Annotated in this window: 10 protein-coding genes; 6 read left to right on the forward strand and 4 right to left on the reverse strand. The window is 74.6% G+C overall.

Annotation, left to right across the window (positions count from 1 at the left end):
- Positions 1-188: 188 nt before the first annotated feature.
- Together M8330_RS19025 and M8330_RS19030 are read left to right on the forward strand one after the other, a co-directional pair.
- Positions 189-1,448, forward strand: a complete 1,260-nt coding sequence (locus M8330_RS19025; protein ID WP_250828606.1) for an SGNH/GDSL hydrolase family protein — start codon at positions 189-191, stop codon at positions 1,446-1,448.
- A 7-nt stretch (positions 1,449-1,455) separates the two neighbouring features.
- Positions 1,456-2,064, forward strand: a complete 609-nt coding sequence (locus M8330_RS19030; RefSeq protein ID WP_250828607.1) for a dihydrofolate reductase family protein — start codon at positions 1,456-1,458, stop codon at positions 2,062-2,064.
- Positions 2,065-2,156: 92 nt separating this feature from the next.
- On the opposite strand, the gene M8330_RS19035 is transcribed toward M8330_RS19030, so the two are convergent.
- Positions 2,157-2,540 carry a hypothetical protein gene (locus tag M8330_RS19035; RefSeq protein ID WP_250828608.1) on the reverse strand — a complete coding sequence of 128 codons (384 nt, stop codon included), beginning with the start codon at positions 2,538-2,540 and terminating at the stop codon, positions 2,157-2,159.
- A gap of 112 nt (positions 2,541-2,652) precedes the next feature.
- Here M8330_RS19035 and M8330_RS19040 point away from each other — a divergent pair, with 112 nt between their 5' ends.
- The 3 genes from M8330_RS19040 (at position 2,653) to M8330_RS19050 (ending at position 8,161) form a co-directional block, all read left to right on the forward strand.
- A complete protein-coding gene (locus M8330_RS19040; RefSeq protein ID WP_250828609.1) occupies positions 2,653-3,726 on the forward strand; it encodes a LacI family DNA-binding transcriptional regulator in 1,074 nt (357 codons plus the stop codon).
- Positions 3,727-4,122: 396 nt separating this feature from the next.
- Positions 4,123-6,648 (forward strand): hybrid sensor histidine kinase/response regulator, encoded by a 2,526-nt coding sequence (locus M8330_RS19045; RefSeq protein ID WP_250828610.1) that lies wholly within the window; start codon positions 4,123-4,125, stop codon positions 6,646-6,648.
- Positions 6,649-6,709: 61 nt separating this feature from the next.
- Complete coding sequence (locus M8330_RS19050; protein ID WP_250828611.1) at positions 6,710-8,161, forward strand: hypothetical protein; 1,452 nt, start codon at positions 6,710-6,712, stop codon at positions 8,159-8,161.
- A gap of 33 nt (positions 8,162-8,194) precedes the next feature.
- On the opposite strand, the gene M8330_RS19055 is transcribed toward M8330_RS19050, so the two are convergent.
- The 3 genes from M8330_RS19055 to purF form a co-directional block, all read right to left on the reverse strand.
- Positions 8,195-8,374 (reverse strand): DUF3073 domain-containing protein, encoded by a 180-nt coding sequence (locus M8330_RS19055; RefSeq protein ID WP_250051080.1) that lies wholly within the window; start codon positions 8,372-8,374, stop codon positions 8,195-8,197.
- A 244-nt stretch (positions 8,375-8,618) separates the two neighbouring features.
- Positions 8,619-9,698 (reverse strand): phosphoribosylformylglycinamidine cyclo-ligase, encoded by a 1,080-nt coding sequence (gene purM / locus M8330_RS19060; protein WP_250828612.1) that lies wholly within the window; start codon positions 9,696-9,698, stop codon positions 8,619-8,621.
- Positions 9,699-9,742: 44 nt separating this feature from the next.
- Positions 9,743-11,281, reverse strand: a complete 1,539-nt coding sequence (purF, locus tag M8330_RS19065) for an amidophosphoribosyltransferase (protein WP_250828643.1) — start codon at positions 11,279-11,281, stop codon at positions 9,743-9,745.
- A gap of 233 nt (positions 11,282-11,514) precedes the next feature.
- Here purF and M8330_RS19070 point away from each other — a divergent pair, with 233 nt between their 5' ends.
- Entirely contained in the window at positions 11,515-13,362 is a 1,848-nt protein-coding gene (locus M8330_RS19070) for a sensor histidine kinase (RefSeq protein WP_250828613.1), read from the forward strand.
- Positions 13,363-13,405: the final 43 nt, after the last annotated feature.

Below are 13,405 nucleotides of genomic sequence, written 5' to 3' on the forward strand. Positions count from 1 at the left end.
ACACGAAGGCCTCCTTGGTGGCGGAGCGGTTCCTAGACAGCTCCACTCCACACCCGGGAGGCCTTCGTCCACCTACACCTCAGACCGTGTCGTCACACGATCTCGACCAACGTGCCTGGGCATCACAGCTAGCGTGCCGGGCGACGGGTCATCTCGGGTCCGTCGCTCTCTCGGGAAGAAGGCTCCCCATGCCCTCAGCACGCTTCGTCCTGCCCGCACACCGGACCTCACACCGGGCCACACGCCGGGCCACACACCGGGCCACCCTCGCGTTCCTCGGCTCGGCCGCGGCCGCCCTCGGCGTCCTCGCCCCCGTCTCCCCGGTGGCCGTCGCCCCGGCAGCCGCGGACGAGACGCCCTACGTCGTCAGCGTCGGCGACTCCTACATCTCCGGCGAGGCGGGCCGCTGGGCCGGGTCCTCCAACGCCGACTCCGACCGGGCCGACGCCCTGGGCGCCGGCGCCTACCTCGACGCCGGGTCGAGCGAGTCGATCGAGCGCTGCCACCGCTCGTCCTCGGCCGAGATCCACATCGGCACCGCGCCCAGCCTCAACCTCGCCTGCTCGGGCGCGGAGACCTCCACCAGCACCGGCGACCGGTTCAAGCCCGGCCTGGACTTCTACGACGGCGCCGAGGGCCAGGGCCAGGCGCTGGCCCTGCAGGAGTTCGCGAGCAGCCACGACGTCGGCATGGTCGTCGTCTCCATCGGCGGCAACGACGTCGGCTTCGCGGACGTGGTGCAGACCTGCGTCCTGGACTTCCTCTACTCCCCGGGCTGGGCGAAGGACTACTGCCACGACGACAACAGCGTCGAGGACGCCTTCTCCGCCTCCCACCTGGCCCAGGTGCGGGCGGACGTGGCCGCCGGCCTGACCAACGTCGCCACCGCGATGCGCACCGCCGGCTACTCCGACGACGAGTGGACGCTGCTCCTGCAGACCTACCCCTCGCCCATCCCGCGGGCCGGCGGGTTCCGCTACTCCCAGTCCGGCTACACGCGCCAGGACACGGGCGGCTGCGGCTTCTGGAACGCCGACGCCGACTGGGCCAACGACACCGCCCTCCCGGCGATCAACAGCACCGTGCTGGGCGGCCTGGCCGACTCCGGCCTCACCAACACCGCCGTCCTCGACCTCGCCCACACCTTCGACGGCCGCCGGCTGTGCGAGTCCGGCGTGGGCCTCTACGAGGAGGTCGGCCTCGCGTCGTGGACGTCGCCCGGTGCCGTGGACCGCACCGAGTGGGTCAACCAGATCCGCACGGTGAGCACCATCGGCAGCGGCTCGCCCTACTACGTCCAGGAGTCGCTGCACCCGAACTACTGGGGCCAGCTCGCCGTCCGCTCCTGCGTGCGGCAGGCGTGGAACGGTGGCGCGCCGCTCGGCGGCACCTGCACCCGTACCGGCACGGGGCTCACGGCGGGCGAGCCCGTCATGGCGCTGCGCTGAGTCGGGCATGATCCCCGGCAGCAGCCCCGAGCAGAAGGAGCACCCCGTGCGTCCGATCGTCGTCACCACCATGCTCACCCTCGACGGAGTCATGGAGGCCCCCGGCGGCGGGGACCACCCGCACGCCGGGTGGACCTTCACCGACATCGCGTTCGACCCCGCCGCCTACGAGCTCAAGGGCAGGGAGCAGGAGGAGGCCACGGCGATGCTGCTGGGCCGGGTCTCCTACCAGGAGTTCGCCCCGGTCTGGCCGTCCATGACCGAGGAGTTCCCCCGCTACAACGCGATGCCGAAGCACGTCGTCTCCTCCACGCTGGCCGAGGACGACCTCGTCGACGGCTGGGGCGAGACCACGATCCTGCGCGGCCTGGAGGACGTCGCGGCGCTGAGGGAGACCGAGGGTGGGCCGATCCTCGTCCACGGCTCCGGCACGCTCGCCCGGGGCCTGGCCGCGGCCGGCCTCGTGGACCGCTACCACCTGCTCACGTTCCCCGTGGTGCTCGGCTCCGGCAAGAAGCTGTTCGCCGACGACGGACCCCGCACCCTGCTGCGCCCCGTCGAGACCGCCTCCTACCCCAACGGCATCACCATGGGCGTCTGGGACGTCGTCCGCTGACCCTCCCCGAACGCCGATAGTGCGCGACGACAAGCACCGGTTCTGGCAGCTGGAGCAGCCAGAACGTCGCGCACTATCGGCCGAGCGGAGGGTCAGGACGCCCGGTCACGGGGCAGCGGGAGCGGCGCGACCCCGCCGAGGCCACGGCGGTAGCGCAGGTGCTCGGCGAACGCGTCGAGCACCGTGTAGAGCGCCTTGCGCGCCTGCCAGGTGACGATCCCGTCGCGCTGGCCCCAGGACTCGCCGAAGGAGACCCAGACCGGCACCCAGGTCGCGGCGCAGTCCCAGCGACCCTGCTGGGCCTCCACGAGCCGGCGCCGCACCTGGAACGCCTGGCGGGGGCCGTCCACGCAGATCGGGGCCGTCGCGACCGGCCAGACCCACAGGTCGTGCGCCACGAGGGCGAGCTCCAGCTCGGCCAGACGGCCCGGCTCGACCAGGACCGTGGCGACGTTCTCGTGCGGCGCCCGCCTCATGCCCATGCACGGTAGTCCTCGGCGCCGAGCGGCGTCACCGGTCGAGACCACCGACGGCGCGCCGGGCCGTGCACGGTGGCACGAGGGTGTCCCAGGTCATACGCTCCGAGAGATGAACGGCTCCCCCCAGCCGGGCTCGCACCTCTCCACCCCGGCGAACATGGCCGACGTCGCGCGCGAGGCAGGCGTCTCCATCGCCACGGTGTCCCGCGCCCTGCGCGGCCGTCCGGGCGTCGGAGAGGCCACCCGCACCCGCGTCCAGGCCGTCGCCGAGCGGCTCTCCTACGTCATCTCCCCCGAGGCCTCGCACCTCTCCCGCGGCGAGACCGGTCGCGTCGCGGTCGTGGTGCCGCTCCTCCAGCCGTGGTTCTACGCCACGCTCGTCAGCGCCCTGGTCGGCCACCTGCGCGAGGCCGGCCTCGACACCCTGATCTACCAGGTGGACGGGGCGCAGGAGCGTGGCCGCTTCCTCGCCGAGCTCCCGGCCCGCCGCAAGGTGGACGCCGTCGTCCTCGCCGCCCTGCCGCTCACCCCCGACCAGCGCGACCGGCTCGACCTGCTCGGCGTGCGCGTCGTGGTGGCCGGCGGCCGGCTGCGGGACCTGCCGCACGTCCGGGTCGACGACCTCGCCGTGGCCCACACGGCGGTCGACCACCTCGTCGGGCTCGGCCACCGCCGCATCGCCATGGTCCGCACCTCCGACACCGACGAGACCCCGTGGGAGGCCGACCTCCAGCGCGCCCGCGGCTGGCGGGAGCGGATGGACCACCACGGGCTGGGGCCGGTCGAGGAGCTCCTGGTCACCGAGGAGCTGGGCCCGCGGGCCGGCGCCCGGGCCCTCGACCGCCTGCTGGCCCTCCCGGACCCGCCCACGGCCGTCTTCGCCTACTCCGACGAGCTGGCGGCGGCCGTCGCGGTCCGCGCCCACGAGCGCGGCCTGCGGGTGCCGGAGGACCTCTCGGTGATGGGCGTGGACGGTCACCCCGTCGCGGACCTGCTGAACCTGACCACCGTCGACCAGCACGTGGCCGAGCAGGCCGCCGAGACCGCCGCCACCGTGATCGCGCTGGTGCGCAGCCGGGCCGCCGACCTCCCGGGCGGCGTGGACCCGGTGGCCCACCGGCACGACGTGGTGCTCGACCACACGCTCGTGGTGCGGGCCAGCACCGCACCGCCGTCCGCGTAGGCAAAATCCTCCGGCCGGCGCTCAGGTGCCCGTCGCGGACGCCGAACGGACCGGTGCACCCCGGAGACGTACCCGAGAGCGTCTCCGGGGAGCACCGACCCCGGCAGCGACCCCGCCCTCCCCGGCTGCTCGCTGCCAGGTCCCGTCGACTGTCCCCCCTGCCTGGCCAGGCACCACCGGCGCTCCGGTGCCCGGCCAGGAGCGGTTCGACGGGACGGACCGCGGGTCGCGCCCCCACACCCGGGCTCACGGGCGGGGTGCGACCCGCGGCCTCCGGGCTCGCGTCCACGGTGCACGCGCGTGCCGCTCGCGCGGCCGGCGTCGTGAGCGGCACAATGCACGTCATCCCCGACCGGACGCCTGTCGCTCGGGGCCGAGAGACGAGGAGTCCCGGACGTGGCGGAGCAGCGCCCCGAGGAGGCAACCGACCTCCCCGTGCGGCTCCTGCGCGCGCTCGCCCCCTGCGACTCCCTGACCGAGGCGCTGGCCGCGCTGCGTGCCGTGCTCGTGCCGGGCAGCGGCTGGCAGGTCGTGGGCGCCTACCGCGACCCCGGCCCGGCGCTGCCCCTGGCCCGGGTGCCCGACCCCACCGCCACGCTGGTGCCGGACCCGGTGCTGGCCGAGCGGGCCCGCACCGACGGCGCGCCCGTGCTGACCGTGCTGCCCGGCCCCACCGCCGGCCTCGCGGTCGTCGGCGTGCCCGTCCCGCACCTCGGCGGCCCCGGTGTCGCGGCCGTCGTGGAGCTGCTGGTGGACCACTACCCGGTGCCGCTCTCCGACCCCGTGCTCGCCGAGGTGGTGCCGGCCCTGGCCGCCGTGGCTGCGCGGGAGGAGCGGATCACCGCCCTGGGCGCGGCCCGCGAGGCCGCCGAGCAGGCCAGCGTGGCGACGTCGCAGTTCCTGGCCACGATGAGCCACGAGATCCGCACCCCGATGAACGGCGTGATCGGGCTCAACGAGCTGCTGCTGCGCACCGACCTCGACGACCACCAGACGCGGCTGGCCCGCGGGGTGGAGCAGGCCGGGCTGGGCCTGCTGGCGATCCTCAACGACGTGCTCGACCTGTCCAAGATCGAGGCCGGCGCGCTGGAGCTGGAGCAGGTCGACTTCGACGTCCGCTCCGTCTTCGAGCAGTCGGCCGCGGTGCTCGCCGGGCCGGCCCACGAGAAGGGCCTGCGCCTGGTGGTGGCCTGCCACCCCGAGGTGCCCGCCTACCTGTGCGGTGACCCGACCCGGCTCGGTCAGGTGCTCACCAACCTCGGCGCCAACGCGGTGAAGTTCACCGAGCAGGGCGAGGTCGTCGTCGAGGCGCGCACCACGGCCCGCACCGACGGACGGGTCGACCTGCACGTCAGCGTGCGCGACACCGGCGTGGGGATCGCCCCGGAGGCGCAGGCCTCGCTCTTCGACGCCTTCACCCAGGCCGAGCTCGCCACCACCCGGCACCACGGCGGCACGGGCCTCGGCCTCGCGATCTGCCGCCAGCTGGTGGGCGCCATGGGTGGGCGCATCGACGTGACCAGCGCGCCGGGGCGCGGCTCGCGGTTCGCCTTCACCGCCGTCCTGCGCGCGGCCACGAGCGCGCCGGCGCCCGAGCCGTCCGCCCTGGACGGCCTGGCCGGCCTGCGGGCCCTCGTCGTCGACGAGCACGCCACCCACCGCTACGTCCTCACCGAGCAGCTCACCGCCTGGGGCGTGGAGGCCACCGGTGTGGCCTCGCCCGCCGAGGCCCTCGACGTGCTCGAGCGCGCCCACCGGGCCGGCGCCCCCTTCGGCGTCGCGCTCCTCGCCATGGCGCTGCCGGGCGGTACCGGCATCGAGCTGGCCCGCCGCGTCCGCGCCACCGAGGACGCCCCGCCGGTGCTGCTGATGACCGCCGACCAGGGCGTCGGCTCCCGCGAGGCCCGGGACGCCGGCGTGCTGGTCACCCTCGCCACGCCGCTGCGCCACCTCGAGCTGCGCACCGCGCTCGCCCGGGCCGCCGGGCACGAGCACGAGGCGCCCACGCGGCGGCCCGCCCGGATGCTCGCCCCGGCGGGCACCATCCGCGTGCTCGTCGCCGAGGACAACCCGGTGAACCAGCTGGTCGCGACCGGCCTCCTGGAGTCCCTGGGCGTCACCGTCGAGGTGGCGGACGACGGCGACGCGGCCGTGGCCGCGCTGGGCAGCCAGCCGCGCGCCGACCTCGTGCTCATGGACTGCCGGATGCCGGGCACGGACGGCTTCGAGGCGACCCGGGCGGTCCGCGCCCGCGAGCGCGCCGCCGGCCTGCCCCGGGTGCCGATCGTGGCCATGACCGCCTCCGCGCTCGACGGCGAGCGCGAGCGCTGCCTGGCCGCCGGCATGGACGGCTTCCTCACCAAGCCCGTCGACCCGGCCGAGCTCGAGGAGGCACTGCGGCGGTGGGTGCCCGCCGGCGGTGCCGCGGCCGCCCCCGCCCCCGGGACGGCCACCGCGACGGCCACCGGGACGGCTCCCGAGACTGCTCCCGAGACTGCTCCCGAGGCCGCCCCCCGAGGCGAGTGGCTCGAGCAGGCGGAGGAGAGCCCGGAGCCCCAGGAGGCCGCGGCCCCGCACGACCCCGTGGTCGACCAGGACCGCCGCGCGGTGCTGGCGGAGCTGGTCAAGGACGGCGAGAGCTTCTTCGACCGCACGGCCCGCTCCTTCGCCGGCCGGATCGACGGCCAGGTCGCCGCCGTGCGCGAGGCGGTCGAGGCCGGCGACACCCACGCCACCTTCACCCGCACCCACCTCATCAAGGGCAGCGCCCTCAACCTCGGGCTGCCGCGGCTGGCCCGCACCGCGGCCGCGCTGGAGCGCTACGCCGCCGACGGCGGCACCGAGGACGCCGAGCGGCTGCTCGCCGCCGTCGAGGCCGAGTGCGCGCTGGCCCTGGCCGAGCTGCGCCGCCTCGTCGGCTGAGCACCGGTTCCCCCGACATCCGGGGTGGTGGACCCGCCCCGTCCGTGATGAGGTGTGCGCGATGAGCAGCAGCCCCACGGCCGCCGACCCGCTGGGTGCGTCGTTCGCGCAGACCGCCCGCCGTCGTCCCGTCGCCGTCGTGAGCCCGGACGCCGTGCAGGTGCGGCTGGCCGAGGCGTCCGGCCCCGAGACCGTCGAGCACGCGCTGCCCCAAGAGGTCGCGTGCACGGCCGTGCAGGTCGCACTGCCCGCCTGGGGGCGCGGCCGCGTCGACCTGGAGCTGGCCTCGGGCGACGGCGCCGTGCGCCTGGTCGGGGTCGTCGAGGACGGCCGCTGCCGGCTGGAGGTGACCGGCCCGGGCGGTACCACCACCCACGCCAGCCGCCGGGGCGGGGACGCCGGCTCGCCGGTCGCTCTGGCGCTCACGCTCACCGGCACGCAGGTGACCCTCCTGACCCGGGGCGGCACCGGCGAGGACTGGACCGGCCGCGCCCGGGTCGACCTGCGCGAGCTCGGGCGCAGCGTGCCGGGCGGCGCCCGGCTCGTCCGGGACCCGGCCTGGCTGGCCGCCCTGGTGCTGCGCCACCGCGGCGACGTGCGCGACCTGCTCGCCGGGCGCTTCGGTCAGCTGGGCCTGCGCGACCTGCGGCTGGTCACCACCGCGGCCGGCGACGCCTGGACCGACCCGGCACAGCCGGGCGCACGGTGGTTCACCGCCACCTCGGCGGGTCCCGGCTTCTTCGCCACCGCCCACACCTCGGTGTGGCGCCTGGACCTCGAGGACCTGCGGCTGACGCACACCGGGGACCTGTTCTTCGTGCGCGAGGGACGGCAGGACCCGGCGACCGGCGGGCCCGGCGTCTACGGCGACCACGCCACCCACCTGGTCCGCGACGGCGGCTCCTGGCTGGTGACCACCTCGACCTGGGGCGACTTCGACCCCGACGAGAAGGACGCCCGGGTCGGCGTGGTGCTCGCCCGCACCGAGGCGGACGTGACGTCCGGCCTGCACGTGCTGGCGGCGCGACCGCTGGCGCTGCCCACCGACGGGCTGCGCTCGGTGGCGGTGTGGGACAGCCACCTCGTGCGCGAGGACGACGGGACCTGGCTCGTCGGCTACGTCAGCGCACGGAAGTTCTTCGAGTTCTGCCCGGTAGTGGCGCAGGGTCCGTCGCTCGACGACCTGAGCCTGCGCGCGGCAGCCACCGACCGGCGGGCCACGGAGGGCACGACGCTGCTGCGCACGGCGTCGGGCTGGCGCGTGCTGGCCAGCGACGGGCGCGACAACCCGCGGGGCCTGCGCGAGCGCTACCCCGTGTGGGACCTGGACCTGACCGAGGTCGGCACGCTGGACGCGCCGTACCCCACGAACCTGCCGTGGCCGACCCTCGTGCCGGACGAGGACGGTGGCTGGCTGGTCGTCACGTTCAACGGCACGCCGGCGGGCGGGCGCGTGCTCGGGTACGGCACCCACGGAGAGGTGCTCGTCCTGAGCACGCGTCCGACACGCTGAGCGTCGGGACGCCGGGTCGGGACTGACGCAGGGTCAGTCGCGACCGGAGGGGCCCGAGTAGTCCCAGTCGTCCGAGTCGTCCTCGACCTCCGCGCCCGACTCTTCTCCACCATGGAGCTCTCGGGCGAGAGCATCGAAGTCCGTCTCGTGGCTCCGGTACTTCAGGTCGCGAGCGACCTTCGTCTGCTTTGCCTTTGCACGGCCGCGGCCCATAGGGTCCAGCCCCCTCGCACGCTTGGCCGGGGCCTCAGGGGCTCCCGGGCGATCTCTCGGATAGTCGTGGGATGGAGGTTACCTGCTGCGTCCACCTCTACGCACACCCGTCGGCGGATCGGACCGCTCCCTGAGCAACACCGCGACCCCGCGAGGCCGCGACGACGGCGCAGGTGACGCTCGGACGCAGGCTGGAGGGGCGCCCGCCACCCCGGGAGAGGGCCCTCCCGGGGAGTGAGGGGGATCACCAACCCGGGTGCTGACCGTGGAGTGTCACGGCCCCGCCGCGCCCGGTCGCGGGGACGACCTCGCCGGCGACCCAGGCGTCGATGCCGTAGCCGGCGAGCAGGGCGGTGGCCTTCTCGACCTCGGCGGCCGGCAGCAGCGCGACCATGCCGACGCCGCAGTTGAGGGTGGCCTCGAGGTCGGCCTGCGGCACGGAGCCGACCTGGCGCACCAGGTCGAAGATCGGCGCGGGCGTCCAGGTGGCGCGGTCCAGGTCCGCCGCGAGCTCGACGGGCATGACGCGCTCGAGGTTCGCCGCGAGGCCGCCGCCGGTCACGTGGGACATCGCGTGCACCTCGACGCTGCGGGCGAGGTCGAGGCACGACTTGGCGTAGATGCGCGTGGGCTCGAGCAGCTCCTCGCCCAGGGTGCGGCCGAGCTCGGGGACGTCGCGGTCCAGCGCCCAGCCCGGGCCGCCGGCCTCGGTGCCGCGCAGGAAGACGTGGCGCACCAGCGAGTAGCCGTTGGAGTGCAGGCCGGAGGAGGCCATCGCCAGGACGACGTCACCGGCGCGGACGCGGGCCGGGCCGAGGAGGTCGTCGGCCTCGACGACACCGGTGGTGGCGCCGGCGACGTCGTACTCGTCGGGGTGCAGCAGGCCCGGGTGCTCGGCGGTCTCGCCACCGACCAGCGCGCAGCCGGCGAGGGCGCAGCCCTCGGCGATGCCCTTGACGATCGCCGCGATCCGCTCGGGCACGACCCGGCCGGTGGCGATGTAGTCGGTCATGAACAGCGGCTCGGCACCGCAGACCACGAGGTCGTCGACGACCATGCCGACCAGGTCGTGGCCGATGGTGTCGTGCACGTCCATCTTCTGCGCGATGGCGACCTTGGTGCCGACGCCGTCGGTGGAGGTGGCCAGCAGCGGACGCTTGTAGCGGGTCAGGGCGGAGGCGTCGAAGAGCCCGGCGAAGCCGCCGAGGCCGCCGATCATCTCCGGGCGCTTGGCCTTCTCGACCCACACCTTCATGAGCTCGATCGCCTTGTCGGCGGCCTCGATGTCGACGCCGGCCTGGGCGTAGGCGTTGGTCTCGGTCACGTCACGAGCCTCTTCTGTTCCGGTGCTGATGAGCGGGGTCGGGATCAGGGGTTGTTGAGCACGGGCAGCGCCCGGCCGAGCGTCGGCGAGGAGAGGCTCTGCTCGAGCAGGTGCTTGCCGAGCTGGCTCTCCTCCGGGAGCTCCACCGGGTACTCGCCGGTGAAGCAGGCGGTGCACAGCGAGCCCATCGGGCGCCCGGTCGACTCGACCATGCCGTCGAGAGAGATGTAGCCCAGGGAGTCCGCCCCGACCGAGGAGGCGATCTCGTCCACGTCCAGCCCGTTGGCGATGAGCTCGGCGCGGGTGGCGAAGTCGATGCCGTAGAAGCAGGGCCACTTCACCGGCGGGGACGAGATGCGCACGTGCACCTCGAGGGCGCCGGCCTCGCGCAGCATCCGGATCTGGGCACGCTGGGTGTTGCCGCGCACGATCGAGTCGTCCACCACCACGATGCGCTTGCCCCGCACCATGTGCTCCAGGGCGTTCAGCTTCAGCCGCAGGCCGAGCTGGCGCAGCGTCTGGGAGGGCTGGATGAAGGTGCGGCCGACGTAGGCGTTCTTCACGAAGCCCTGCCCGAACGGGATGCCGGACTCCTCGGCGTAGCCCGACGCGGCGGGCGTGCCGGACTCGGGCACCGGCATCACGAGGTCGGCCTCGACCGGGAACTCGCGGGCGAGCCGGCGTCCCATCTCGACGCGCGCCTGGTGCACGGAGCGCCCGGCGATCGTGGCGTCCGGGCGGGCCAGGTAGACGTACTCGAAGACGCAGCCCTTGGGCTCGGGCTCGGCGAACGTGCGCGAGCGCAGGCCGGTCTCGTCGATGACGATCATCTCGCCGGGCTCGACCTCGCGGACGACGCTGGCGCCGATGGTCTTCAGCGCTGCGTCCTCGGAGGCCACCACCCAGCCGCGGTCGAGACGGCCGAGCACGAGCGGGCGGATGCCCTGCGGGTCGCGGGCGGCGAAGAGCGTGTCCTCGTTCATCCACACGAAGCAGTAGGCGCCGCGCAGCGTCGGCAGCACCTCCATCGCGCGGTCCTCGATGGACTGGTCGGGGTGGTGCGCGAGCAGCGCGGTGACCAGGCTCGTGTCGTTGGTCGCGGCCTCCTGCTGGCGGCCCTGCTGACGCGACTGCGGGATGTCGAGCTGGTCCGAGGGGCCGGGCAGGGCGGCGACGGCCTCGCGCAGCTCGTGGGTGTTGATCAGGTTGCCGTTGTGGCCGAGCGCGACCGAGCCGTCCGGGGTCGGGCGGAAGGTCGGCTGGGCGTTCTGCCACGTGCTCGCGCCGGTGGTCGAGTAGCGGCAGTGACCGATCGCCAGGTGCCCCTGGAGCGAGTCCAGGGTGGTCTCGTCGAAGGCCTGGGAGACGAGCCCCATGTCCTTGTAGACGAGGATCTGGCGCCCGTTGCTCACCGCGATGCCTGCGGACTCCTGGCCGCGGTGCTGGAGGGCGTACAGGCCGAAGTAGGTGAGCTTCGCGACGTCCTCGCCCGGCGCCCACACGCCGAAGACGCCACAGGCGTCCTGCGGACCGGAGTCCATCGGGTCGAGGGCCGCCGTCAGCCGACCGTCACCGCGGCGCACGCGGGGGCCTCGCGAGTCGTTGGGCACGTCGGACAGTGTAGGTGCCGAACGCCCACAGACCCTTACCGCGACGAAGCACGGAACGCCACACGCCGACCCCAGGGGTCCAGCCCGCCCGCACAGGCATTGCCCAGGGACGGCCGTTACGGGCACTCTGACCTGCACGTGTTGCCGTCCCCCCGCGCGCCACGTCCGCCTGCGTCCCGCTCACAGCCGCTCGAGGAGGCTCCTCCATGCCCACCAGCTCCCCGCACGGCGCTGCCCCGCTGCCGGGCGACGAGATGCTGGACCTGGTCACCGAGGGTGTGACGAGGATCGCGGGCTTCGGCGTCGCGGCGATCGGCCTCGTCCGCGGTGACGTGCTCCAGATCGTCTCCGTGGCGGGCAGCGACGACGCGCGCGCCGAGCTGCTGGGCACCCGCACGCCGATGCACCTGGCGATGGCCGAGATCGAGGGCGCGGACGAGTGGGGCGTGCTGCGGTTCATGCCGCACGACCGCCTCGAGCGCGAGACCCGGGGCTGGGTGCCGGACCTGGTGCCCCTCGAGGGCGAGGACGCCTGGCACCCGCTGGACTCCCTGTGCGCGCCCCTGGAGAGCGCCGACGGCGAGCTGCTGGGCCTGCTGTTCATCGACGTGCCGGTGGACGGTCGCCGCCCCGGCCCCGAGCAGCGCCGGGTGCTCTCGGAGTACACCGCCCAGGCCTCGCACGCCGCCGTGCTCGCGCTGGAGCGGGCCGAGCTGATGCAGCAGGTCAGGCTGGCCACGGCGGCCCGCGAGATCGTCCGACAGATCCCCGCGAACCGCGGCCTGCAGGAGACGGTCGACCAGTGCTGCGCCGCGCTGGCCGACGGCTTCTCGGCCTCCGGCGTCACCATGCAGGTCTTCGACGACGACCTGGGCAGCAGCATCGTGCTGGGCGACGCGTCCACGGGCATCGAGCCCGAGCTGCGCGAGCTGGGCGAGCGCGCCGCGCGCGAGGCGTGGGCGGCGCAGACGACCCTCGCCATCCGGGTGCACGTGCCGGGCCCCGACATGCCGATGCTGCGGGTGGTGGGCCCCGACCAGGTCGAGCGCGTCCCGCGGGACGACCCGGCCCGGCGCCGGATGCGCGGCACACCGCCGGACGAGCCGCCCGAGCTCGCGGTCGTCCGCGAGCATCTCGCCCGCTTCGGGGTCGGCTCGGCGCTGCTGGTGCCGATCGGTGCCGGCCCCACGTGCCTGGGCTCGTTCGTGCTCCTGCGCGAGCCCGGCGACCCCGAGTGGACCACCGCCGAGACCTCGGCCGCGCTCGACATCGGGCACGACCTGGGCCGCGTCGTCCTCAACGCCCGCACGTTCGCCCGCGGCGAGAAGATGCTGGAGGACCTGCGCGCCGTCGACCGGTACAAGGGCACCCTCATCGCCACCGTCTCCCACGAGCTGAAGAACCCGCTCTCGGCCGTGACGGGGCACCTCGAGCTCCTCGAGGACGAGGACGACCTCCCCGGCCCCGTGCGCACCAGCCTCACGGCGATGGGCCGCGCCTCGCGGCGCCTGACCCGCGTCGTGGACGACCTGCTGCTGCTCGGCCGCGTCGGCGACCCGGACTACCCCGTCGCGTCCCGCCCGGTCGACCTGCGCGCCCTCGTGGCCGACGTCCTCGAGATCACCGCCGTCGAGGCCGCCCGTGCCGGGATCGAGCTCACCGACGTCCCGACCCAGGGGCCGGTCGTCGCCGACGGCGACCCCGAGGAGCTGGAGCGGGTCGTCGCCAACCTCGTGAGCAACGCGGTCAAGTACTCCACGGACGGCGGGCGGGTCGGCATCCGGCTCGGTCGCCGGGGCGACGTCTGCACGCTGGAGGTGACGGACACCGGCCTCGGCATCAGCGACGAGGACAAGGCCCGCCTGTTCACCGAGTTCTTCCGCTCCACCAACCCCACCGCCCTCGCGCGGCCGGGCACCGGCCTGGGGCTCAGCATCGTCGCCCGCATCGTCGAGCGCCACCGCGGGTCGATCGAGGTGGAGTCCACCCTGGGCGTCGGCAGCACCTTCCGGGTCCGCCTGCCGGGCACACCGGACCCGTCCGTTCCGGTCTAGTCCTCACCCCAGTCAGCAGGGGGTGCGCACGCTCACGCGTGAG

The sequence above is a fragment of the Nocardioides bruguierae genome, assembly GCF_023656415.1.
GTDB lineage: Bacteria > Actinomycetota > Actinomycetes > Propionibacteriales > Nocardioidaceae > Nocardioides > Nocardioides bruguierae.

Excerpts from the sequence above, each read along its gene's own strand:
- M8330_RS19025 (WP_250828606.1), top strand. The coding sequence starts at position 189 with ATGCCCTCAGCACGCTTCGTCCTGCCCGCACACCGGACCTCACACCGG.
- M8330_RS19030 (WP_250828607.1), top strand. The coding sequence starts at position 1,456 with ATGATCCCCGGCAGCAGCCCCGAGCAGAAGGAGCACCCCGTGCGTCCG.
- M8330_RS19035 (WP_250828608.1), bottom strand. The coding sequence starts at position 2,540 with ATGAGGCGGGCGCCGCACGAGAACGTCGCCACGGTCCTGGTCGAGCCG.
- M8330_RS19040 (WP_250828609.1), top strand. The coding sequence starts at position 2,653 with ATGAACGGCTCCCCCCAGCCGGGCTCGCACCTCTCCACCCCGGCGAAC.
- M8330_RS19050 (WP_250828611.1), top strand. The coding sequence starts at position 6,710 with ATGAGCAGCAGCCCCACGGCCGCCGACCCGCTGGGTGCGTCGTTCGCG.
- M8330_RS19055 (WP_250051080.1), bottom strand. The coding sequence starts at position 8,374 with ATGGGCCGCGGCCGTGCAAAGGCAAAGCAGACGAAGGTCGCTCGCGAC.
- M8330_RS19070 (WP_250828613.1), top strand. The coding sequence starts at position 11,515 with ATGCCCACCAGCTCCCCGCACGGCGCTGCCCCGCTGCCGGGCGACGAG.